Here is a 19089-nt window from a genome sequence, read left to right on the forward strand (position 1 = left end):
CCGGACGGCGGACGTCCGGCTAGATATATGCGTCAACCCACTGGGTGGCGGTATCACCCAATTAGATGACAATCTGTCGATCTTGATTGGGGATCGCGGTAGCAGGATTGTTAAATGAATTTCCTGCGTTATCGGTTGCAGGAGGGTGGGCCGACCCTTAGCATTCTCAGCAGTTTCTAAGTTGCCGCTGGCACAGGTGCGGATTCTGGGAACGGCCGTTTCGTCCTCTAGTCAAGGGGTCCACCGCATGGCTGTACGTCCGCTCATCACCACTGGTGCCGCACTGCTCAGCGCCGGCGCCATCGTCGCCGCGACTCCGGCGTTGTTCGTTCCTCGTGACCAGATCACCGTCGCCGCGCCGACCTCGGCCCTGACCCCGACCCGGCTGACGCAGGAGCAGGTCGATCTGCTTGCGCTGTCGCTGCAGGGCGTGTGGCAGTCGTTCACCCAGGGCTACGGCGGTATCTACACCCCGGGCCAGGTTCCCGAGATCGATCCGGTCACCGGCGAAATCGTAACCGACGCGGATGGGAACCCGGTGATGGTCGATGCACCCGGGGACTGCACCGCTGATGGAGCGGTGTGCCAGAAGGGCTTCACCGGGCTCGCGTATTACCTCAGTGACAACATCCTGCCGTTGGGCGACGTGGACAACATCTTCTTCGAGGGTGGCTTCACCGAACTCGCACACGTGGCCATCCGTACGGTCGCTTCGGCCATCGACTCGGTCGATCCGACCGGCCGGCTCGATCTGACCAAGCGGGTCGACGACTTCTTCGAAGGCGGCGCAACGCAACTCGTCGGCAATCTGCTGCTCGACAACCTGCCCCAGGACGGCTACGCCTACGGTCTGACCAACTCGTTCTTCTTCGGGTATGGCGACAATTCCGGAATCTACGCAGCGTTCACCTACGTGGTCGATGCCATCGCTCAGGGCACTTCGACTCCCACGCCGAATCTGATCAACCCGCTCGACTCCGGCCCTTCCTTGTTCTCGACGGAGGAAGAGAGCAACAGCGACACCATGCTGCTGGCCAAGAAGGACACCAGCCTGAGCTCCACCACGGTGCCCGGACCGGGATCGCTGTTGAACTTGTCGACGAAGAAGTTCGAGTCGCCGCTGAAGAACCTGATGCAATTGCCGTTGAAGGCTCCCGCCGCAGATGAGACCAAAGTCGTCGCAGATCTTGACGCCACCGAACAGGACGTGGTGAAGGGGCCGGACAGCCCGGTCGAGGGCGGCATCGGAGCCATCCCGCTGGGCGGTGAGATTCCGATGCCGGAAGCTCCGAAGTTCGAACCCCCCAAGGGCCCCGAGTTCAAGGTGCCTGATCTGAAGATTCCCGAGTTCAAGATGCCGGAGCTGAAGGCGCCCGACATCACGCCCAAGAGCACGGTCAAGGACAAAGAACCCGCGACGGAAGACGATACGAAGGCGGGCGTCGACACCAGGACCGGCAACAAGGTCACGCCACCCATCCTCTTCGGCGACGGCAAGCCGAAGGGCGAGTCCAACGGCAGCAAGTTCCTGAAGAAACTGGACGAGGCCGTCAAGAACGCCACCGGCGCCGACAAGGACAACGGAAGCGACAGCGGCGGCGACAAGTAGCCGCGCGGCAGGGGAAACTGAGTGCACTCTCAGTTGTTTCTCAGGTTCTGACGACAGTCAGAATGTTCGCTCGCGCCTGTGACCTGGGCTTATTGACTTTTGCGTAAGTCCGACCCTGGCCGGCGTTTTCCGGCGCTGTTGCCAATCATGGAAATACCGACCTAATCATTGGCGGCCGCTGCTGCTTTTTACGACGGGAGGCCGCCGGCGTTCGGCGGCGATTTTCGGACCGCCGACGGCCGTGGCCCGTGCCGCCCGGGAATGAGCCGTGACGGCGGGTTGGCCCGGCGCCGACGCGCGGCGGATCGGGGACGGCCGTAACCGGCATCATGCGCACTGACCTAGGAATATGGGTGGTCCTGCCACGGGGGCCGTGCCGTGCTGACCGGACGGGTGGACGAGTGTGCCGGACTGGGACCTCCGGTGGTCGCGCCACGGATTCCATAGCTGCCAACCCGCACTTATATGCCGGGCGGGTGCAGCGGCAACGATATTCGAAATTAGCTGGCAGTGAATCGGTCGGGAATTTCGCGTTCGGCATCGAAATATTTGTCGGAGTAGTCCCGCAAAAGCCGCACCCTGGCGGCGCCTCAGACGGCTCCTGTCCCGCGTCGAGAGAGGTTGCGGGAGGTGGTGACGGGAATTACCCTTCTCAAGGACTTCTAAGGTAGTACGCACATACCGGGACGGATTCTCAGGAATCCGTCCCCGCGCTTGAGATAAGGGGCCACACCCACATGGCAGTCCGTCCACTCGTCACCACTGGTGTGGCCCTGCTCAGCGCAGGCGCGCTGGTCGCCGGCACTCCTGCGCTGTTCGTTCCCCGCGACGAGATCACGGTTGCCGCCTCGACCGCGGAAGCCCCTGCGCACCGGACCATGACTGCCGCGCAGATCAGCCTGGTGGCGCTTTCGCTGGAAGGAGCCTTGGGTTCCTTCCTCGATGGTTACGGCGGGTACTACTACCAGGGCTATGTTCCTGCCCCCACCCCCGGCTACGTCCTCAGCGAGGACGGGGTTCATCTCCTAGATCCGGATGAGGACACTCCGCCAGACACCGCACTGGTCGGGCCGGATGGAAAGCCTCTCTATCGCGATGTCGACGGGCATCTTGTCGCGGCAACCGTCGGCGACATGGGTAACGTCCAGTTCTACGACGCGGCCGGCAACAAGGTCAACGAGAACTTCTACGACCCGGGCAACTGCTCGGCCACCGGCGCGATGTGCCATGACGGTTTCACCGGCCTGGCTTATTACCTCAGCGACAACGTCCTGCCGCTCGACGTCTTCGACAACATCTTCTTCGAGGCCGGCGCCACCGAGTTCGCCTATCTCGGTTCAGTGGTCGCCGCCTCGATCGTCGATGCATTCGACCCGACCCAACGTCTCCAGCTGTCGAAGCGGGTGGACGAATTCTTCGGGGGCGGGGCCGCGACGGTCGTCGGCAGCATTCTGAACGACAACCTGCCCGATGGCAGTTTCGCGCAGGACCTCAGCAACTCGTTCTTCTTCGGGTACGGCGATGCCACGGGTATCACCGCCGCCGTCACCTACATCGTCGACACCGTGAGGGCGGTGCTCACTCCCGAGGCGCCATCTGAAGGGGGCGACACCTTCAGCCTCCTGTCGGCGCAGGAGGAGACCGCGGCCAAGACGGAAGCCGAGCCGGATTCGGTGACGTCCACGAAACTGCCGAACCTCAGCAAGCTGCTCAGCCTGCCGACGAACGCCGAGTCGCCTCTCAAGAAGCTTGTGGACAAGCTCGAAGCGCCCGCCGAGTCCAAGCTCGTCAAGACGCTCGACCTCAAGGCCGAGGACACCACGGTCGACGAGACCGCCGAGGGAGGCACCGAGACAGTCACGCCCGTCGTCGAGGTTTCGAACCCTGCGACCCCAGAAGTCAAGGCGCCCAAGCTTCCTGAGCTCAAGCTGCCCGAGGTCAAGCTCCCGGAGATCAAGCTGCCGCAACGCGAGATCGAGGCCGTGGACGCCGATGAGGCAGCGGCTTCGACGGAGACCGCCACGACCACGGCCACCGGCACCGGCACTGGCACCGAGACCAAGGGCACATCCGGAACCGGCGCCGAGACCAAGTCCGGCACCGGCAGCTCGCTGGTCCGCGACAGCTTGGTGGCCAAGCCCGAGCGCAAGTCCACCGAGCGCAAGAAGTCGGCCGGCGAGAAGTTCGTCGAGAACGCGACGAAGAATCTGGAGAAGGCGTTCAAGGCCACGCCCAAGACCAAGGCTGGTGCGGACTCGCACGAGAAGGCCAAGGACGGCAACGCCAACGCCCACGCCAACGCCAATGGTGACTCCGGCGACAAAGACAAGAAGAGCGACAAGTAGCAGCTGGCTCGACACAACGGCCCCCTCCAAAACGGAGGGGGCCGTTGCGTTTTCACGTTCTTCGGCCAGCCCTGTGTACGCGCTGTGAATTCTCATGATCGTGTGCCGAACAGCAAATGAACAACGTCGCCAGTACCTATCCCGCCTGCTCGCGGTGCCTTAGGTTCGCTGGCGGGCCAGTGGCAATGTTCAGCTGCGTGGCTCCAATTCAGCTGTGGCGCAACGCCAATCACGAGAGGTTACAGGCATGGCAAAACATCGGAAGATCTCCGAGCGGTCGGTACGGGGCCGGACTTTGGTAGGTGGGATCCTCGCGGGCGGTGCGCTGGCGATGACTGGGCCGGCCGGGATGGCGCTCGCCGTGCCCACCAACACCGGTAACCCGTCTGCCGACGCCGTGGGGCGTCCCGATCTGGGTAACCCGGCCCCGGGCGTCCGCGTCACGCAGGCGGTCGGCGATCAGGTCTTCAACCAGAAGACCCCGGTCAACAAGGCCCTCGATGACAGCGATCTGGGCAAGGTTTACCACCTGAATTACGGGACCACGAGCACGGGCGCCGTCGACCCCAAGACGGGCAAGGTTGACCCCGGCACCAACGGCGTCGTCAAGGGCGAGCTGAACGTCAACGCCGGCAAGTACTACTACGACGATCTTCAGGCGCGGGGCCTCGCGCTTCCCGACGAGAAGAACCTGCCGGGTGTCCTGCCCAAGCTGGCCAGCGGCAACACCTCGACCGTCTCGGCCAAGTCGGGTTCCACCGCCAAGCCGTCCAACTGTGTGGCGGCGGGCGGCATGAAGGTGAGCGCACAGGCAGCCAGCTGCTGACAGTCACCGGATAACACGACGGGCGGGCCTTCGGGCCCGCCCGTTCTGTCTGTCAATCGGTCTGGTTGCGGCGCTTCTTGCGTTTGACGCTGACGCTGCCCCACAGGGAGAAACCGCGGATGTGGACGCGCGGTGCCCCGGACGTGCCGACTCCGTCGACGCTGTGATCGAAGTTCCCCATCACGCCCACACCATCGACATCCACATTCACCTCGGGTGGCACCAGGATGGTCTGCCCGCCGAAGATCGAATAGGTGCGGACATCGACGTCGGGTGCGGTGAAATCGGCGTAGCGCAGATCGACCACTCCGCCACCGAAGAGGGCGAACGTCGTCAGCTTCTTCGGCACGTTCCACCGGCCGCGGCGCTCGAACCCGCTCATGATCGCCAACAGCAGCGTCGAGGGGGCGGGGCGACACTGGCTGGCCGAACAGTTCACCGCGCCGGGAAGGTCGCGGCTGAGGCGGGCCAGATCGTCATAGGTCTGCGCCGCGTAAGCCTTTGCTAGCCGGTCCTCGTATTCGGCCATCGGCAGCCGGCCCGCAGCGGCAGCATCAGTGAGCAGCTGCGCCACCTGGATGCGGTCGGTGTCGGCAGCCCGCATCGACCTGTCCTGCGGCGCTGAAGTGCTCATCGCTGTCGAGCCTACGACGATCGCTGTCACATGCAAGACCAGTAGCCAAACTGTGTCGCCAGGGTGGCGACAGTGGACCATGCCCAGAGCCGGTGATCTAACCGCCGATACCCAGATAGTCCCGGAACGAGACGCCGTCGACTGCATTTTCCGGGGTCAGATTGGCCCCGGACCTGTAACCGGCGACGATCCGGCCGGGGATGGTGAATCTGGCCACCCGGCGCACGCTGTTGTGTGCTGACAGATACATCTGTCCCAATTCTGGGTGACTGTGGACGCCGGGGCCGCCGATGTCGGGCACCCGCCCGGCTGGCTCGGAATCGATCAATGCAACCAGTCGGGCGGCCACATCCCGGGTGTCGATCGGCTGAAACCGGACGTCGCGCAACGCCCACAGAACGGGCGAAAATCGCTGTGCCGAGAACGTCTTTTCAATTAGCTCGTGGAACTGCGTCGCGCGCAGGATCGTGTGCCCCACCCCGGACGTCTCGAGCGCCTGCTCGACCCGCAACTTGGTCTTGTAATAAGGAAGCGGTATGTCGTCGATCCCGACGATCGAGATATAGATGAGGTGCCCGACGCCCTTGCGTCGGACGGCCTCGATCAGGTTCCGGGCTGCCCGTGCGTCCTTGCTTCCGGTGGCTTGCGTGGCGCAATGGACGACGACGTCCACCCCGTCGAGTGCGGCATCCAGACCGCCGGGGGACAGCAGATCGGCCTGGTGCCAATGCACGCCCGTGTAACCGATCCGCTCCCGGCGGCTCAACGCGCGGACCTGATGACCGGCATCGGTCGCCTCGGGCACGACGTGGTGACCGAGAGTGCCGCTCGCCCCGGTGACGAGCACAGTGCGTGGCATGTTGGCCACGCTACCGACGCGTCACCGGAGCTGTCAGCGGTTACGGGCGGCTGGGTCTTACGCAGCGGCGTGTTTCGGAGCCTTCTTGGCCTGCTTCTTCGACTCCTTGACCTTCGCCTTGGCGCCGTCGGCCGCCTTGTCGAGATTCTTCACGGTGTCCTTGCCTGCCTTCTCCACCTTGTCGACGGTGTTCTCGGCGGCCTCACGCACCTTGGCGACTGTCTCCTTCACCGACTTCTTGAGCGGATTGTTCGCGTCGGTGGCGTGACGGGCCTTGGCCGTGGTCTTCAGGGAGTCCGAGGGCTTCGCGATTTTCTTGGAGACGTCGGCGTTCTTCGGCGAACCCTGGCCCAGACCAAGCTCGTTGAGCGCGTCCTTGAGCGGGGTGGGCTTGGCATCGGTGCTCGTGTCGGGCGCCTCGGTGCTCAACGTCTTCAACTGCGCGCCCGCGGACGGGAGCGAGTTGACCGACTGGGTGCCCGCCTTCTTGTTGGCCGTGGAACCGTTGACCTTCAGCATGTTGTCGATGGCGGTTTCCATCTGAGCACTCGCGTCGTCGAGCACATGGGTGACCGGGGCCAGACCCTTCTCGACGGCATCGAAGACCGGGTCGGCCCCCTTCTGCACAGCCTCCAGGGCGTCAGACAGCGCCTTGGCGACTGCCACCGATACAGCGTTCTTCACGATCGGCTTGAAGTCCGTCGTCCCCGGCAGTGCCGGGACCCAGGCGTCCGGATTCAGAGCATTGGCCTGAATGCCGTCGATCAGCGCGTCGAACACAACCTCGTTGGCGGCCAGCTGCTGTGTCGGGGTGAGCGGGGAGTGCCACAGATACGCCTGATCTCCGGCCTCGTTGAACGTGCGCTCCAGGGTGTTGGGGTCCACGTCCTGGTAACCCATGTTCACGAGCTTGCGCAGGGCCGGCTCGATGCTGTCGGTCAACGGAGTCGGGATATGGACGCCCGGAACGAGGTTGAGCAGATGCGGGGCCATCCGGAACGGTTCAAGCAGCGGGAGATTGCCGGAGTCGTAGGTGATGTACGTGGCCTTGCCGGGGTAGTTGAGGAAGTTCACGTTGATGAGCTTCAGTAGATCGCCGAGGAGCGGGATCATTTGGGCGCCTTGGCCGCCTGTCGGATCCAGCATTACTTTGAGACCGTCAAATATGCCCGTGCCCAACTTCGGCAGCACGTGGTTGCCGATGTTGTTGCCCTCGTCAGGCAGGAGGTAGGTGAGGAACACCCCGGCTGCGGCCGAGTTCGCCCAGGCCAGCGGACTCAGCGTGGTGGGCACATCAGACAGCGGGTTGTAGGCCCAGGTGATGTCGAGGATCGAGGTGTTGAGGACCTTGGTCTTGTCGGCATTGGTGTAGCTGCCGGCATCAGGTGTGGTGAGGTCCAATCCGAACAGGTTGGTGAAAGGAGTTGCCAGTGCGAACAATCCGCCGCCGGGGCGGCTGATGTTGTTGACGAAGATCAACCACTGCCCCGTGACGCCAACCTTCCAGTCGTCTCTGTCGGATGTGACCGCATTGATCATGTCGCGGTACGCCAGCGATGTGGTGAGACCGCCCATGCTCTCGGACAGGATGATGGAGCGGCGCTGGTTCAGGATTGGCGCAGATTTGACGATCAGATCTACGAGCCAACCGCCCACGCCGAGCATGTCGGCGAGTCCGGTGGCGGTGTAGTCCAGGTCCTTCACCGCGTTGTAGACGTCATCCGGCATCGGGCCCTTGATGCCGGCGTCGATCGGCGAGATCTTGGCTAGAACGTCCAGCAACGTGATGGCGACGTTCGCCAGCTCGGTGTTGCCGGTCAATCCTCCGGCGGCCTTGATCACGTTCTCGGGTGTGATGCCGAGGGCTTGAGCAGTCCAGAAGATCGGTCCCACCCCGTAGATTCCGACGATGTCAGGGATCTGGCCGGCATCAGCGGTCAGCTCGACATCCGCTTGCACACTGCGGTTGTGGGCCGCGAGCGCCTCCGGCGCGGAGGACGCGACGCCTGCGGTCAATGCCGCTGTCGTCGCGACGATCGCCGCCGCGGTGGCTGCTGCCTTGGTTTTGTGCAGACGGAGAGGGATGGGCTGTGACATCAAGCGCGCCGCCTTCGGAGTGTGATGTGGCCGACAAAGTGCTTGCACACTGTAACAACAGTTATTTGCCGCGTGGAAAATTTGCCCAAAACATGATCATGCGCGTCATTCCGAGAGACTTGACCACGGGCCTGGCCGCCGGTCGGCCCGTAAGACGGGCGAGGTCAGGGTATTTCAATTCATTTTGCCCTGGCGTTTGCCGGGATCTGAGCTCGACCTCGCACGTCGATTTAGTTGCGGCGATCGCATCTGGGGTTGGATCTCCGGCACCCGGCCCGAAGAGTTGGCCCGGCTGAAAGAAAACGCCACATTGACTCCCGAGCAGTTGCACGCGCTGGCACGGGGCGATCTGGTGCTGCCGGCCAGTCAGCTGGAGTATCTGAATTCGTTGGCCCGTTCGATGGACGGCATGAATATTCAGCAGACCCGGGCGATGATGGACAACCTGGACAAGACCAATCCCGGGGCAAGCCGCGATCTGATGAACGCGATGCAAATGCTGTCCGATCCGAAAGTCAAAGCCGCGGGCGCTGACTGGAAGGGCGGGCTGGATCGGTTGCCCGACGGGGTCAAGAACGTAGCGCAAGGTCTGCCCGCAGATCGAGGCGACATTCACGTTCAAGACCGTCAAGACCTCGCGGCGATCATGATGAAGGGCAGCCCGGAATTCATGCACGGCACCGATCTGGACCGGTCGGTGTTGAAACAAACCGAGCAGCTACTCCAGGGCGCGCCCGCCGGGACATACAAGCAAGGGTGGGAGCATTCAGCCGATCTGGCGCTCAAGGACATGTTGACTGCGGCCGGGCGGGATCACTGGGCCGTACATGACCTGGTTGCCGGGGCCGACGGCAAGTCACCCAACAACGAGTTCATCAGTAACGCCCTTCGCCATCACTGGGATGACGGTGGCGCGGCAGCGGCCACCTTGGCGCATGGACTGGCACCTGTCGCAACCGACGCCACGCAGGTCGACGCCGCCACCCGGGCTGGTGAAACCGTGTATGCCTTCGACAAATACATCGTCGACCACCCCGGAGAATTCAAGAATATGCAGGATCTGGTGCCGACAGATCCCGGGCACATGGGGACACCGGTCGTTCAAGACCAACAAACATTTGGGAAGGCTCATCCCCAGCTTGTTCAAGCTCTCGCCGAGGCTAATGCACCGTTCCTGGATGACATGATGAAACACGATGTCAACAACACCCACGGTTTCGGCAAGTTGGAGAACACAGGTGATGCGAACATGCCTCAAACGCGCGACCTGCTGAGCACGCTCAATTCCGATCCGGTCGCTGCTTCGACGCTGAAGGGTGCGGTAGAAGGTCATCATCTCGGATTCCAGCAGGACTACGTCAACTCTCTGGCTAATCACGACACCCCCGATGTCGATGCCCTCAGGGCAGACGGGCGGCTTCAAGGATTAAACGATGTGGCAGTGAGCCAGAGCACCGCACAACAAGCAGCCAACGACTATGCCCAAGCCATGCAAGAACATGAACAAAAGGCCGCCAGATACGAGGCGTTCACCACGGTCGGCGACTCTATCCCTGGTGTCAGCAATGTGCTCGACGGTATCGGTAAAGTGCCCGGGGCGGACGGCCTTTTAGAAGACATGTTCGGAGCAGGTGACGCACAGACAGCCCCCGATACTCCGCACATCCCTCTCCAAGAGTCAGGACCAAACCAGTACCATATTGCACAACAGCTGTACGCAGAAGACTACGGCGACAAAAGCATATTCCCGAACGGCTTCCCAAGCTATGACGAATACGCAGCCGAGTACGGTGGCGATGATGTACGAAACAACGTGGAGAAGTACCTTGGCGACAGGGTTACGGGAGACCTCACCAAATCGGAAGTTACCTACCAGGGGACCCTTCCGCATGATCCTCCCAAAGCTGGTCAGTAGTTGAGCACACGCATGATGATAAGAATGGCCAGGAAAACATTTGCCGTCGCCGCCGCTGCGGTATGCGTACTCGCAGGATGCTCCGACCACCAGGAATCGCCTTCTGCCCCTGGGGCAGCGAAAACAATGTACCCGAACTGGCCGAACAGCCTGAACGGCTTCCGATTCCGATGGACAGCACAACCAGGCGTCGATCTGCTCACCGGCCCCGCGATTCCGGTGCGCGCCTACCTTGAATCCTTTTGGATTGGGATTATGACGAAGTCCTCGGCGAACACCTACCCAGGCTTTCAGCTGGCCGTGCCAAAACTCCCCGATCGCCGGGCTGGCTATCCCGAGAATATGGATTGGAGCAAATTGCCGTTCGAGTTGAAATGGATGATACCCGGGAGTGACAAATACCTCAATTTCGGTGACGGACCATTCTTCGGCAACCAATACTTCCACGTTTTAGAACTCTCCCCGCTCGCAGACGGCTACCTCGCCTACGTGTGCGACGGCAAATACAACATATTCCGCCCGGATGTTGAGCATCCTGGAAAGTATTCTTCGATCGCCGATTCTCCGAAAATAACCCTTCAGGAGCGCGAAGAGAGTGCAGTAAAGCTGTGGCGGATCGAGTTGAAAAATAACAGCGATGGCGTCGGAAGCGGGCAACCGCAGGCCGGTAAGAATCCCGCACCGATCGGTGATGTGTTCGGGCACTGGAAGATCACCGGCGCCTCACAGGACAACTACTGGGGCGACCTGGAAAACACTACCCACACACCGCGTGATCCAGACTATGTCCAACTGCGACAGCAGTGCCGCGACACCATGGCCCACAACGTCGATGAGCGAGCGAAAATCCTCATGAGTGTGCTCGACACGCCGCCCCAAGTGCAGCCAGCAGTACCCGGGTGGCCGGAGGGTGCGGCATAGTCTACGAGATGTAGCCGATGCCACCGGTTTCAGCTGAATGGCACAGATGGGCGCGATTGAACACGTTGCGTTCTTCACCGCTGGCCCTGATCACTGGATTCGGCGTTGTAGGATTTGACCACTGCTGCATAGCGATTTGTTGCGCAAAGATGGCCGCACTGAATGGATTCCGCCCGCGATGCTTGATTCCGGTCAGCGTGGCATCAACGAGTAGCACCATCCGGAGCGTTGGATCACCGGGCGTGCGGCGACCTCCCACCCGCCCGCATGCGGGTCCAGGGCCGCGGCCGGCCCTGGACCCTTTTCTGCAACCAGCTCAGGCGGGCGCTTTTTGTTGCGCGCCTGCGGGGATCAGGCCGAGCTGCTGCAGCATGCCGAGGGTGTCCCACGTGACCCAGTTCTCGGCGATCTTGCCGTCTTCGATCCGCGTGGTGTCGGTCAGGTTGATCCGGGTGTGCTTGCCGGTGGCCGGCTGTCCCATGATCTCACCGGTGTTGTCGCCCTGCGCCTCCAGGAGCGTGCACACGTAGTCGCCCTCCGCGATTTGCATCTTGATGTCGAATCTCATGTTGGAGAACGACTTCCGATACATCTCGATAAGGCTCCTCATGTGCTCGGGGCCGCGCTGATCCCCGAACGGATCCTGAGTGTCGTGGTATGCGGCACTTGGAGCGACGAGATCGTCCAGCTCGCTGAGGTCGCCGGAGGCAAATACCTCCCACACGCGTCGGGAAATCGCCTTGTTCTGGTCATTGGCCATGATTCAGGCCTTTCGGGGGGTCACCGCACGGCAGATAACGTCCGCACAGGAAACGGTAGAGCTGCGGCCGCTGATCCGACAGACGCGCTGGGGTGTGTGGTGGCGCTGGCAATTACCGACGGTGCCGTGTGTACCGGCTGACCTGCGCCATTACCGACTCCGCCATCGCCCGATGGCGTCGCTTCGGCCCAGTGCGGCTGCCTTCGGATTCAGTAGTTCTCCTGCTCGAGGGTGAGCACGATCTTGCCGCTGGTACGGCCCTCGCCGATCACCTTCAGCGCCTGTGCGGCTTCCGATAACGAGTACTGGGCGGCGAGGTGTACCCGAAGTCGTCCGTCTGCCACGAGCTCGGCTATTGACTGCAGGCCGGCGGCATCGGGCTCGACGAGGTAGTCGTACGCATGGACCTTCAACTGGCGGGCCCGGTCGAAAAGGCCGGGCGTCCAAGCGGCTTGAGCACTTACCAGGGAGCCGCCCGGTCGGAGACAGTTCAAGGCTTCACATCCAGCGGCGCCGCCGAACATCTGGATCACGACGTCCGCGTCGCTGACGACATCGTGGACCGGAACCGTGGTGTAGTCCACCACTTCGTCGGCGCCCAGACTGCGGACGAAGCCGTGCTTGGCGGCGCGTGCGGTGCCGATGACATATGCGCCGCGCGCCTTGGCGATCTGCACGGCGAGATGGCCCACACCGCCGGCAGCTGCCGAGACCAGCACGCGCTGGCCGGATGTCAGGCGGGCAACGTCGATGAGCATCTGCCACGCGGTCAGCCCGGCCAGCGGCAGTGCCGCTGCCGCGGCGAAGCTGAGTCCGGTTGGGATGTAGGCGAAGTGGCGGGACGGTGCGGTGACGAATTCGGCGTACCCACCGGCCTGCCGGGGAAACCACGGCATGCCGAAGACACGATCGCCCACTTGGAATCGACTGACGCCGTAGCCGACCTCTTCGACCACCCCGGCCACGTCCCAACCGTGGATGAAGGGCAGATCAAGCACGCGGTTGTAGGCCTGGCCTCCGCTTGTGTAGTAGTCGACGGGGTTGACTCCCGCGGCGTGGACCCGGACCTTCACCTCGGTGGGGGCGGGATGAGGTTCGGGTATCTCGGCCAGGCGTACGGAGTCCGGGCCGTCCCATTGGTGTTGGATGATGGCGCGCATGAATGCCCCTCGGTCAGTGACGGGTTGAGGTTCCAGCGGGCAGGACGGCCCGGCTATCGAACACGACAGTGGTTTCGGCGGCTCGGTTTCCGCGTAGCCGGAACCGGTCGACTCCCGGCCAGCGGCGCAGCTCGCCGTCGATCGTCCCGTGGCCCTCCCACGCGAGCATGAGAAGTCCGTCGCGATAGGCAAAGTCGACCACCGACAGCGTCAGATCCGGGATGAGCTGCACTGCGGCGGCCAGTTGGCCGGCATACGCGCCACGTCCGCGGAGCGGTTCGGTAGCTCCCGGCCAGCGCAGGACCACGTCATCGGTGACGAGATCGTGAACCGCACTGGCATCTCCGGGCGCCGCCCAGAACCGCGCCCAACCCGCGACGAACGTCTCGATCTCTGACTTCGCGGCGGGAACACCGGCTTGCCGCTGCAGGACCCGGGTGTCGAAATATCCGGTGTCACTGGTTAATTGACCGTCGCGGAACGTGCAGACGAAGGTGACCGGGACGTCGATGCGGCTACCCGCCGTGGTGGGTAGACCGAGAAGTTCGTCGCCGACCGTCCCGATCATCCTGCCCCACATCACCGCGGTGTCCTCGGCGAAAGCCGCGCCGTCGAATTGCCCCCGATAATCGGGGACAGACCGGAACACCGCCTCGTAGAACGTCCTCAACTGGGCGTGACCGGAAATCGGTTGGCGAATAGCGGAATCCCGATACCAGCCATCAGTGGCGTACGCGGAGACGATGGCGTCCACGTCATGTCGGTTCTTGGCCTCGGTGTAAGTGCGCAGGGAAGCGCGCAGTACATCGACCTGATCAGTGCTCATCGAATTGTCCTCTCACTGGTGCCGTACAGATCTGGACCGGGATGCCGTTGAGCGCCGCCGTGCCCGACAGCGGATAGCTCCGTGCCGTCGGCAGCGGGCAGACGTGCCGTTGAACTTGCATACCTCGAGTATTAACATACGCCAAGTATGTACTTCAAGTATGAATCGTGTAGATTGACGGCATGCCCGGACCGCGCACGCAGGCCGAACGCACGCGCGCGACCATCGACCAGATTCTGGTGGTGGCGCGCGATCGATTCGCTGCCGATGGTTACGACAACACGTTCGTCGACAATGTGGCCGAACGTGCCGGCATGACCAAAGGCGCGCTCTACCACCATTTCGAGGGCAAGCGCGGGCTCTTCGCTGCAGTGTTCGAGAGCGAGCAGCGGGCTATCGGTGAAGCGGTGAACCGCGCAGCAAGGGGCACCAAGGACAGCTGGCAGCGGTTCCTCTGCGGCTGTCGCGGGTTCTTCGACGCGGTGCTCGATCCCGGGGTTCAGCGCATCACATTGATCGACGCGCCCGCGGTTCTCGGGTGGGAGGCGATGCGGGACCTCGAGGATGAGCACGTCACGTCGCTGTTACGGCTGGGCCTGGCGCAGGTGATCGCCGACGGTCACGTACCCGAGCAGCGTGTGGAGCCCCTCGCACATCTCCTGCACGGCGCGATGTGCGAGGCGGCGATGACAGTTGCCCGCTCCGCGGATCCCGAACGGGAGAGCCGGGATTCGATTGCCGCCCTTGAGAGATTGCTCAACGGCATCGCCGCACGGGACAGTTGACCCGCCGAGAATGACCGAGAATTCTGCTCCACCGGCCTATCTGCGGCTGCTGGTCAGGGCTGTCACCCCACTGGTCAAGACTGTGTTGCGGACTCCGGCACATGGCTGGATCAGTGACACGATGATGATCCTCACCGTGACGGGTCTTCGGACCGGCCGAAGTTACGAGATCCCGATCAGCTACGTCGCTGACGGCGCCGTCGTCACGTGTATCACGGGCATCGGCAACACCTGGTGGAAAAACCTCCGCGGTGGTGCCGACGTCACGGTGTTGTTGCAGCGGCAGCGATTTCGCGGCTATGCGGAGGCATCGACCGGTGGGGCCAACATTCCGGTGATCGAGAGTTTTCTGGCAGTCAGGCCACGCGATGCGCGGTTTCACCGCGTGCGACGAAGCGTGAACGGACAGTTCGACGCAGATGACCTCACGCGAGCGGCACAAACGCGCGCGGTCATCCGCGTCCAGCTGTGGCCGGAGAGCTGAATCTCAGCCGGTCACCCAACTCGGCGGGCGCTTCTGCAGGAACGCCATCATGCCCTCGCGTGCCTCATCGGAGACGAACAACTGCGCCGACTGCCGGGTCAGCGATTCGGCGTCCGCATCGAACCCGCGCAGGATCGCCGTAGTCGTCAGGGCCTTTGACGTCGCCAGCCCCTGCGGTGAACCCTTCGCAATCTCGGCCGCCAGCGCAGCGACCGCATCGGCGACATCGTCGGCCGCCGTCGTGATCAGCCCGATCTCGGCTGCCTCGGCGGCGCCGAATTTCTCCCCGGTGACGAAGTAGCGACCGGCTGCCCGTGGTGACATCTTCGGCAGCAGCGTCAACGAAATAATCGACGGCGCAACGCCGATCCGCGCCTCGGTCAGCGCGAACGTACTCTGCGGACCGGCGACGACAAGATCGCACGCGCCGACGAGTCCCATCCCGCCGGCCCTCACATGCCCGTCGATCGCGCCGATCACCGGAACCGGCAACTCCAGGATGGCCCGCAGCAGCTTGGTCATCTCCCGGGCCCGGTCGACAGCGATGTCGCCGGGGTCCTGACCGGCGGCCTCGCTGAGATCAGCACCGGCGCAGAAGGTCCCGCCGGTGTGCCCCAGAACCACCACGCGAACTCCCGGTTCGGCGGTGGCATCGGAGAAGCCCTGGAGCAACTGCTCGACCAGCGCCGTGGACAACGCGTTGCGGTTGTGCGGGGAGTCCAGCGTCAACCGGGCGACGTTGCCGTCGACCGTGTAGTGAACGAGCGTGGTCATCAGTAGGACCGAGGCAGGCCCAGCGAGGTCTGCGCGACGAAGTTCAGGATCATCTCCCGGCTCACCGGCGCGATGCGGGCCAGTTTGGACGCCGTGACCGCAGCGGCGATGCCGTACTCCTTGGTCAGGCCGTTGCCGCCGAGGGACTGCACGGCCTGATCGACCGCTCGCACCGACGCCTCACCCGCGGCGTACTTGGCCATGTTGGCTGCCTCGGCCGCGCCGAAGTCGTCGCCTGCGTCATATAACGTCGCAGCCTTCTGCATCATCAGCTTGGCCAGTTCCACCTCGATGTGGTTCTGCGCCAGGGGGTGCGAGATACCTTGATGTGCACCTACTGGGACTTTCCATACCTGGCGGGTCTTCACATAGTCGACCGCCTTGTCGATGGCGAAGCGACCCACGCCCACCGCGCTGGCCGCACCCATGATGCGTTCGGGGTTCAGCCCGGCGAACAGCTGCGCGATCGCGGCATCCTCGGAACCCACCAGCGCATCGGCGGGCAGCCGGACGTCGTCGAGGAACACCTGGAACTGGCTTTCCGGGCTGATGATCTCCATCTCGATCTTGGTCCAGCTCAGGCCCGGGGTGTCCGTCGGGATGACGAACAGCGCCGGCTTGAGGTTTCCGGTCTTGTGGTCCTCGGTGCGGCCGACGACGAGCACAGCCTGCGCCTGGTCGATACCGGAGATGAACGTCTTCTGGCCCTTGAGGATCCAGTCGCTGCCGTCTTTGCGGGCCGTCGTGGTGATGCGGTGGCTGTTGGACCCCGCGTCAGGCTCGGTGATGGCGAAGGCCATGGTGATCGACCCGTCGGCGATACCGGGGATCCAGCGCTTCTTTTGTTCCTCGGTACCGAACTTGGAGATGATCGTGCCGTTGATCGCGGGGGAGACGACCATCATCAGCAGCGCCGACCCGGCCGCCGACATCTCTTCCATCACCATGGACAGCTCGTACATGCCGGCGCCGCCGCCACCGTACTCTTCGGGCAGGTTCACCCCGATGAAGCCGAGTTTTCCTGCCTCGTTCCACAATTCGGTGGTGTGCTGGCCGGAGCGAGCCTTCTCCAGGTAGTAGTCCTGCCCGTAGTTGGCCGCCATCGCGGCCACCGCCTGGCGCAGGGCCTTCTGTTCCTCGTTCTCGATGAAACTCATGACTGTTCTCCTTCACCTGTCTCTACTCGGGCAAGTACGGCGCCGACCTCGACCTGTTGGCCTGCGGCGACATTGAGTTCGGCCAACACCCCGGCTTCGGGTGCGGCGATGGTGTGCTCCATCTTCATGGCTTCCAGCCAGATCAGTGGTTGCCCGGCCGTGACGGTGTCGCCGACGACAGCACCGACCCGCACCACCGAACCGGGCATCGGTGCCAGCAGTGAGCCGTGTGCAACCGCGTCGTCCGGATCGGGGAAGCGGGGCTGCGCGGTGAGGTGCACGGGGCCGAGCGGGGAGTCGACGAAAATCTGATCGCCGTACCGGGCCACCTCGAACGAGCGGTCCACACCGTTGACGGCGAGCACCACGCGATCCGGTGTCGCGGACAGCAGGGAAACCCCGTCATCGTCGGGTAGCTCGACACCGGTGCGGGTGAACCGGTAGCGCACGGGGACGTCGTCACCCGCGGCATCGCGGTAGGTCCGGGACTGGTAGCCCGAGGTCAGATTCCGCCAGCCGCTGGGCGCGGCGGCGAAAACCTTTGCGCTGCGGCGATTGTGCGTGGCGTCAGACAATGCGGCTGCGATTGCCGAGAGCGTCACCACCCCCGCATCGGCCAGCGGTGCCGCCAACGCGTCGAGCCCGTGCGTGTCGAAGAACGCCGTGTCGGTAGCGCCGTCCAGGAACGCCGGATGCCGCAACACGTTCACCAGCAGATCGCGGTTGGTGCGCAGTCCGTGGATCCGGGTGCGGGCCAACGCGTCGGCGAGCACGGTCGCGGCCTGACGGCGCGTCGGTGCATAGGAGATGACCTTGGCGAGCATGGGGTCGTAGAAGATCGATACCACCGAGCCGTCCTCGATGCCGGTGTCGACGCGGACCTGCCCTGGAACGGCGAACCGGTGCACCGTGCCGGCCTGCGGCTGCCAGCCCTTGGCCGGATCCTCGGCGTAGAGCCGGGCCTCGATGGCCGAACCTTTTGCCGACGGGGGGTTGCTGTCCAGCCGGCCGCCGTCGGCGACGAGGATCTGCAGCTCGACCAGATCGAGGCCGGTGGTGGCCTCGGTGACCGGATGCTCCACCTGCAAACGGGTGTTCATCTCCAGGAAGAAGAAGTCACCTCGCTCGGACGCCATGAACTCGACCGTCCCCGCGCCTGCGTAGCCGATCGCTCCGGCGGCCAGCCGGGCTGCGTCGAACAACTTCTCCCGCATGCCCGGGGTGCGCTCCACGAGCGGAGAGGGCGCCTCCTCGATGACCTTCTGATGACGACGCTGGATCGAGCATTCACGCTCGCCGACCGCCCACACGGTGCCGTGCTGATCGGCCATGACCTGTACCTCGACGTGGTGACCTGCGGCCAGGTAGCGCTCACAGAACACCGTCGGATCGCCGAACGCCGACTGTGCCTCACGCTGGGCCGCGGCCACTTCGCTTGGCAGCTCTGCCAGTTCGCGTACGACGCGCATGCCGCGGCCACCGCCACCGGCGGATGCCTTCACCAGCACGGGCAGTTGGTCGGCCGTCACGGTGGACGGGTCGAGCTCGGTCAGTACCGGAACGCCGGCCGCGGCCATCATCTTCTTGGCCTCGATCTTGGAGCCCATGGCCTGAACGGCATTCACCGGTGGACCGATCCAGGTCAGCCCGGCATCGATCACCGCTGCGGCGAAATCGGCGTTCTCCGAGAGGAACCCGTAGCCAGGATGAATCGCATCGGCGCCGGAAGCCCGGGCCGCGGCGATGATCTGCGTCGAATCGAGGTATCCGTTGTTGCCGTCGAGCCGCACGCGGGCGTCGGCCTCGGCGACGTGTGGGGACGCAGCGTCAGGATCGGTATAGACCGCGACGGTACCGATACCCAGGCGGCGGCAGGTCTCGAAGACCCTCCGGGCGATCTCGCCGCGATTGGCGACGAGGACTCTCGTAATCATTGT

17 protein-coding genes are annotated in these 19089 nt (G+C 63.6%); 7 read left to right on the forward strand and 10 right to left on the reverse strand.

Annotated features, from left to right (window positions below; translation table 11 throughout):
* Positions 1-247: 247 nt before the first annotated feature.
* The 3 genes from ACZYZF_RS24735 to ACZYZF_RS24745 all read left to right on the forward strand — a co-directional run bounded on the left by ACZYZF_RS24735 (position 248) and on the right by ACZYZF_RS24745 (position 4780).
* A complete protein-coding gene (locus ACZYZF_RS24735; protein ID WP_463837089.1) occupies positions 248-1609 on the forward strand; it encodes a hypothetical protein in 1362 nt (453 codons plus the stop codon).
* Between the two features lie 737 nt (positions 1610-2346).
* Positions 2347-3954 (forward strand): hypothetical protein, encoded by a 1608-nt coding sequence (locus tag ACZYZF_RS24740; RefSeq protein ID WP_463837090.1) that lies wholly within the window; start codon positions 2347-2349, stop codon positions 3952-3954.
* 247 nt (positions 3955-4201) lie between these two features.
* On the forward strand, positions 4202-4780 hold the full coding sequence (locus tag ACZYZF_RS24745; RefSeq protein WP_463746080.1) for a hypothetical protein: 579 nt from the start codon (positions 4202-4204) through the stop codon (positions 4778-4780).
* Between the two features lie 52 nt (positions 4781-4832).
* Here the strand turns inward: ACZYZF_RS24745 and ACZYZF_RS24750 are convergent, their stop codons facing one another.
* The 3 genes from ACZYZF_RS24750 to ACZYZF_RS24760 all read right to left on the reverse strand — a co-directional run bounded on the left by ACZYZF_RS24750 (position 4833) and on the right by ACZYZF_RS24760 (position 8370).
* Entirely contained in the window at positions 4833-5414 is a 582-nt protein-coding gene (locus ACZYZF_RS24750; protein WP_463746081.1) for a DUF1707 SHOCT-like domain-containing protein, read from the reverse strand.
* Between the two features lie 97 nt (positions 5415-5511).
* Positions 5512-6273: an SDR family oxidoreductase gene (locus ACZYZF_RS24755; protein ID WP_463746082.1), complete on the reverse strand. Its 762-nt coding sequence runs from the start codon at positions 6271-6273 to the stop codon at positions 5512-5514.
* Between the two features lie 57 nt (positions 6274-6330).
* Complete coding sequence (locus tag ACZYZF_RS24760) at positions 6331-8370, reverse strand: PE-PPE domain-containing protein (RefSeq protein WP_463837091.1); 2040 nt, start codon at positions 8368-8370, stop codon at positions 6331-6333.
* A gap of 196 nt (positions 8371-8566) precedes the next feature.
* Between ACZYZF_RS24760 and ACZYZF_RS24765 the strand changes: the two genes are divergently transcribed.
* Positions 8567-10285 (forward strand): TPR repeat domain-containing protein, encoded by a 1719-nt coding sequence (locus tag ACZYZF_RS24765; RefSeq protein WP_463837092.1) that lies wholly within the window; start codon positions 8567-8569, stop codon positions 10283-10285.
* Positions 10286-10309: 24 nt separating this feature from the next.
* Positions 10310-11206 carry a hypothetical protein gene (locus ACZYZF_RS24770; RefSeq protein WP_463837094.1) on the forward strand — a complete coding sequence of 299 codons (897 nt, stop codon included), beginning with the start codon at positions 10310-10312 and terminating at the stop codon, positions 11204-11206.
* Between the two features lie 316 nt (positions 11207-11522).
* On the opposite strand, the gene ACZYZF_RS24775 is transcribed toward ACZYZF_RS24770, so the two are convergent.
* The 4 genes from ACZYZF_RS24775 to ACZYZF_RS24790 all read right to left on the reverse strand — a co-directional run bounded on the left by ACZYZF_RS24775 (position 11523) and on the right by ACZYZF_RS24790 (position 14073).
* Positions 11523-11966, reverse strand: a complete 444-nt coding sequence (locus ACZYZF_RS24775; RefSeq protein ID WP_463837095.1) for an ester cyclase — start codon at positions 11964-11966, stop codon at positions 11523-11525.
* Between the two features lie 209 nt (positions 11967-12175).
* Complete coding sequence (locus ACZYZF_RS24780) at positions 12176-13126, reverse strand: NADP-dependent oxidoreductase (protein WP_463837096.1); 951 nt, start codon at positions 13124-13126, stop codon at positions 12176-12178.
* 13 nt (positions 13127-13139) lie between these two features.
* Positions 13140-13952 (reverse strand): nuclear transport factor 2 family protein, encoded by an 813-nt coding sequence (locus ACZYZF_RS24785; RefSeq protein WP_463837098.1) that lies wholly within the window; start codon positions 13950-13952, stop codon positions 13140-13142.
* Positions 13942-14073: a hypothetical protein gene (locus tag ACZYZF_RS24790; RefSeq protein WP_463837099.1), complete on the reverse strand. Its 132-nt coding sequence runs from the start codon at positions 14071-14073 to the stop codon at positions 13942-13944. Before ACZYZF_RS24790 ends, ACZYZF_RS24785 begins: the two co-directional genes overlap by 11 nt.
* A 61-nt stretch (positions 14074-14134) precedes the next feature.
* Between ACZYZF_RS24790 and ACZYZF_RS24795 the strand changes: the two genes are divergently transcribed.
* On the forward strand, positions 14135-14737 hold the full coding sequence (locus tag ACZYZF_RS24795) for a TetR/AcrR family transcriptional regulator (protein ID WP_463837100.1): 603 nt from the start codon (positions 14135-14137) through the stop codon (positions 14735-14737).
* Between the two features lie 10 nt (positions 14738-14747).
* Positions 14748-15221 carry a hypothetical protein gene (locus ACZYZF_RS24800; RefSeq protein WP_463837101.1) on the forward strand — a complete coding sequence of 158 codons (474 nt, stop codon included), beginning with the start codon at positions 14748-14750 and terminating at the stop codon, positions 15219-15221.
* A gap of 3 nt (positions 15222-15224) precedes the next feature.
* Here the strand turns inward: ACZYZF_RS24800 and ACZYZF_RS24805 are convergent, their stop codons facing one another.
* The 3 genes from ACZYZF_RS24805 to ACZYZF_RS24815 are packed head-to-tail and all read right to left on the reverse strand — an operon-like array spanning position 15225 to position 19086.
* Entirely contained in the window at positions 15225-15995 is a 771-nt protein-coding gene (locus tag ACZYZF_RS24805; protein ID WP_463837103.1) for an enoyl-CoA hydratase family protein, read from the reverse strand.
* Complete coding sequence (locus ACZYZF_RS24810) at positions 15995-17152, reverse strand: acyl-CoA dehydrogenase family protein (RefSeq protein WP_463837104.1); 1158 nt, start codon at positions 17150-17152, stop codon at positions 15995-15997. Before ACZYZF_RS24810 ends, ACZYZF_RS24805 begins: the two co-directional genes overlap by 1 nt.
* Positions 17149-19086: an acetyl/propionyl/methylcrotonyl-CoA carboxylase subunit alpha gene (locus ACZYZF_RS24815; protein WP_463837106.1), complete on the reverse strand. Its 1938-nt coding sequence runs from the start codon at positions 19084-19086 to the stop codon at positions 17149-17151. Before ACZYZF_RS24815 ends, ACZYZF_RS24810 begins: the two co-directional genes overlap by 4 nt.
* Between the last annotated feature and the right edge of the window lie 3 nt (positions 19087-19089).

The sequence above is a fragment of the Mycobacterium sp. IDUB_24 genome, from assembly GCF_055419385.1.

What these genes read in the sequence shown, in the direction of transcription:
- ACZYZF_RS24775 (WP_463837095.1), bottom strand. Translation starts at nt 11,966, where the DNA reads ATGGCCAATGACCAGAACAAGGCGATTTCCCGACGCGTGTGGGAGGTA.
- ACZYZF_RS24745 (WP_463746080.1), top strand. Translation starts at nt 4,202, where the DNA reads ATGGCAAAACATCGGAAGATCTCCGAGCGGTCGGTACGGGGCCGGACT.
- ACZYZF_RS24810 (WP_463837104.1), bottom strand. Translation starts at nt 17,152, where the DNA reads ATGAGTTTCATCGAGAACGAGGAACAGAAGGCCCTGCGCCAGGCGGTG.
- ACZYZF_RS24815 (WP_463837106.1), bottom strand. Translation starts at nt 19,086, where the DNA reads ATGATTACGAGAGTCCTCGTCGCCAATCGCGGCGAGATCGCCCGGAGG.
- ACZYZF_RS24770 (WP_463837094.1), top strand. Translation starts at nt 10,310, where the DNA reads ATGGCCAGGAAAACATTTGCCGTCGCCGCCGCTGCGGTATGCGTACTC.
- ACZYZF_RS24805 (WP_463837103.1), bottom strand. Translation starts at nt 15,995, where the DNA reads ATGACCACGCTCGTTCACTACACGGTCGACGGCAACGTCGCCCGGTTG.
- ACZYZF_RS24760 (WP_463837091.1), bottom strand. Translation starts at nt 8,370, where the DNA reads ATGTCACAGCCCATCCCTCTCCGTCTGCACAAAACCAAGGCAGCAGCC.
- ACZYZF_RS24780 (WP_463837096.1), bottom strand. Translation starts at nt 13,126, where the DNA reads ATGCGCGCCATCATCCAACACCAATGGGACGGCCCGGACTCCGTACGC.
- ACZYZF_RS24740 (WP_463837090.1), top strand. Translation starts at nt 2,347, where the DNA reads ATGGCAGTCCGTCCACTCGTCACCACTGGTGTGGCCCTGCTCAGCGCA.
- ACZYZF_RS24755 (WP_463746082.1), bottom strand. Translation starts at nt 6,273, where the DNA reads ATGCCACGCACTGTGCTCGTCACCGGGGCGAGCGGCACTCTCGGTCAC.
- ACZYZF_RS24750 (WP_463746081.1), bottom strand. Translation starts at nt 5,414, where the DNA reads ATGAGCACTTCAGCGCCGCAGGACAGGTCGATGCGGGCTGCCGACACC.
- ACZYZF_RS24790 (WP_463837099.1), bottom strand. Translation starts at nt 14,073, where the DNA reads ATGCAAGTTCAACGGCACGTCTGCCCGCTGCCGACGGCACGGAGCTAT.
- ACZYZF_RS24785 (WP_463837098.1), bottom strand. Translation starts at nt 13,952, where the DNA reads ATGAGCACTGATCAGGTCGATGTACTGCGCGCTTCCCTGCGCACTTAC.
- ACZYZF_RS24735 (WP_463837089.1), top strand. Translation starts at nt 248, where the DNA reads ATGGCTGTACGTCCGCTCATCACCACTGGTGCCGCACTGCTCAGCGCC.
- ACZYZF_RS24800 (WP_463837101.1), top strand. Translation starts at nt 14,748, where the DNA reads ATGACCGAGAATTCTGCTCCACCGGCCTATCTGCGGCTGCTGGTCAGG.
- ACZYZF_RS24795 (WP_463837100.1), top strand. Translation starts at nt 14,135, where the DNA reads ATGCCCGGACCGCGCACGCAGGCCGAACGCACGCGCGCGACCATCGAC.